The 2,685-nt window shown below is 45.9% G+C and carries 1 protein-coding gene; it reads left to right on the top strand.

Going from position 1 to position 2,685, the window contains the following annotated elements; all coding sequences use genetic code 11:
- Positions 1-2,596 (top strand): glycoside hydrolase family 2 TIM barrel-domain containing protein (locus VF500_RS22345; RefSeq protein WP_330861798.1); only part of this gene is annotated, 2,596 nt, incomplete at its 5' end.
- Positions 2,597-2,685: the final 89 nt, after the last annotated feature.

The raw sequence follows: 2,685 nt of genomic DNA, 5'->3' as shown, positions 1-2,685 counted from the left end.
AAAAGTGGGTTACAGCGTAAACAGCCGCAATGCCGCCGAGTTTGACCTTACCAAGTACCTTAAGCCGGGCAAAAATACTTTGGCTGTTGAAGTTTACCGCTTTACCACAGGCAGCTATTTGGAAGACCAGGACATGTGGCGTCTGAGCGGCATTTTCAGAAATGTAACACTTTGGAGTAGTCCGCAGGAACATATCAGGGACTATTTTGTAAAAACCAATCTCGATAAACAGTATAAGAATGCCGATGTACAGGTATCAACCAAAATAAAAAACTACGGCACCGCTGCAGTTAAAGCACGCGTACTGGATGTGGCTTTATACAACGGCAGCGTGCCTGTACCTGGGGCAACTGCAAAAAAAGCTATCCCGGCCCTGAAGCCTGGTGAGGAAGTAACGGTTGAAACCAGCTTCCATGTAAATAACCCTCAAAAATGGACAGCAGAAACACCAAAGCTTTACACTACGGTTGTAAAAATTAATGATGGTGCTAATGCTGTCGAAACCTTATCATCACGCACAGGTTTCAGGAGTATTGAGATCAAAGGCCGCCTGTTCCTGGTTAATGGCGTGCCTATTAAGCTGAAAGGCGTAAACCGCCACGAAAACTGGCCTAACGACGGTCACGCGGTTACCGAAGAGCAAATGATCAGGGACCTTGTACTGATCAAACAAGCTAACTGTAACCACGTGCGTACCTGCCACTATTCGGATGATCCGCGCTGGTATGAACTCTGCGATCAGTATGGTATTTACCTTGTTGCCGAAGCCAACTTAGAAAGCCACGGAGCCTGGGATGAGTTTAATGAAGAACCAAGGATCAAAGCCGCGTTAATTGACAGGAACGTAGCCAATGTGGAGAACTTCAAAAACCACCCTTCGGTTGTGATCTGGAGTTTAGGCAATGAATGCGGTAGCGGCGGCTCAAACTTCCGGGCTATCCTGAAAGTGATCAAAGATATCGACTCTACCCGCCCTACACACTACCAGGGTTTCGGTATCGGTAAAAACAACCCTGCCGATATGGACAGCGAAATGTATACCGATGTTGAAAACCTTGAAAAACATGCCAACGACAATACTTTAACCAAGCCATTTTATCTATGCGAATATGCCCACGCCATGTTCAACTCCATGGGTTCGGTGGATATTTATAACGATTTGTTTGATAAATACCCGCAGTTATTAGGCGGCGCTATCTGGGAGTGGCAGGATCAGGGGATCTACAATAACCGCGATCCTAAACATCCGATAACCGCTTTTGGCGGCGGCTTTGGCGAGTATCCAAACGACCAGTACTTTATCCATAAAGGCGTTGTGTTCTCTGATCGTTCATTGAAACCCCATTACCCTGAGTTGAAACATGCCTACCAATGGATCAGCATCCACCCAAAAGATCTGAAAAATGGCATCGTTACCATAAAAAACCGCTACCAGTTCATCACCCTTAACAGCTTTACAGCCAAATGGGAAGTTAGCGAAAACGGCACCACCATATCGTCAGGCAACCTGGCACTGAAAGAGATTAAACCGGGTGAAGAGCAAGATATAAAAGTGCCTTACAACGTTACCCCTAAACCGGGAGCCGAGTATTTCCTGCGGGTTTCGTTTGATCAGACTGCTGATAATTTATGGGCTAAAAAAGGATACGAAGTTGCTGCTCAGCAATTGGAGTTGCCGATAGCTATTCCAGCTACCAAAGAACAATCGGCAACAGGTAAATTAGCTTTATCAGATGGCGGTAATGACATCAAAGTAAAAGGCCCGGGCTTTAGCCTGGAGTTTGATAAAGCGAAAGGCACTTTTTCAAAAATGGAAAAAGATGGCGAAAACCTTTTGCAGGATAACGGCGGCCCTGCGCTGCACCTATGGCGTGCCCCGCACCGCAAAGATGATATGTGGGCTTATGACGATTATTGGGTAAAATACGGCCTGAAAGACTTAGCCTGGAAAACCGAGGAGGTTAAGGCCACCGAGCTTGCTACCGGCCAGGTAGAAATAAAAGTTTGCCTTACAGGTACCGGCAAACGCGATTTTGTTGTTCATCATCAGGCTACTTACACCATCAACAGCAATGGCAATATTAAAGTGGATAACAATGTAAGCTTTAATGGCAATGATAAAGTAGTGCTTGGCAGACTGGGCGTACGCCTGTTCCTGAAACAGGACCTGAACCAGTTTGAATACTTTGGCCGCGGCCCTATGGAAAATTATGCCGACAGGAAAAGCGGTTTTGATGTTGGCCATTATACAAGCAGCATAGCCCAGCAAATGACGCCTTATGAAAAACCGATGGATTGCGGTAACCACGAAGATGTACGCTGGGCTAATGTAAGTACTGCTAAAGGTACTGGTATTGCTATCAGGCAAGCAGATGAGCTTTTCCAGGTAACCGCATTACCATACAGCGATGAGGAAATGACCGATGTGGAGTACAAAATAGACCTCCCTAAAAGCAAGGGCACGGTGTTATGCATTAGCCATAAAACTTTAGGTGTAGGTTCATACGGTTGCGGTCCGAGGCCGTTGGAGCAATACAGGGTGTATGCAAAAACGGCATCTTTTAGCTACCAGATCCAGTTGTTGGGTAAGAAGTAAGGAAAAAGGCTATCAATTTTAATTGTCATCCTGAGTGTTTAAATCCGTGGATTCTGAAGGTGAAGATGACAAAAGAGGGACTGTCAGTC

The organism is Mucilaginibacter sp., assembly GCF_036383575.1.
GTDB lineage: Bacteria > Bacteroidota > Bacteroidia > Sphingobacteriales > Sphingobacteriaceae > Mucilaginibacter.
This window is presented reverse-complemented; position numbering and strand designations above follow the sequence as displayed.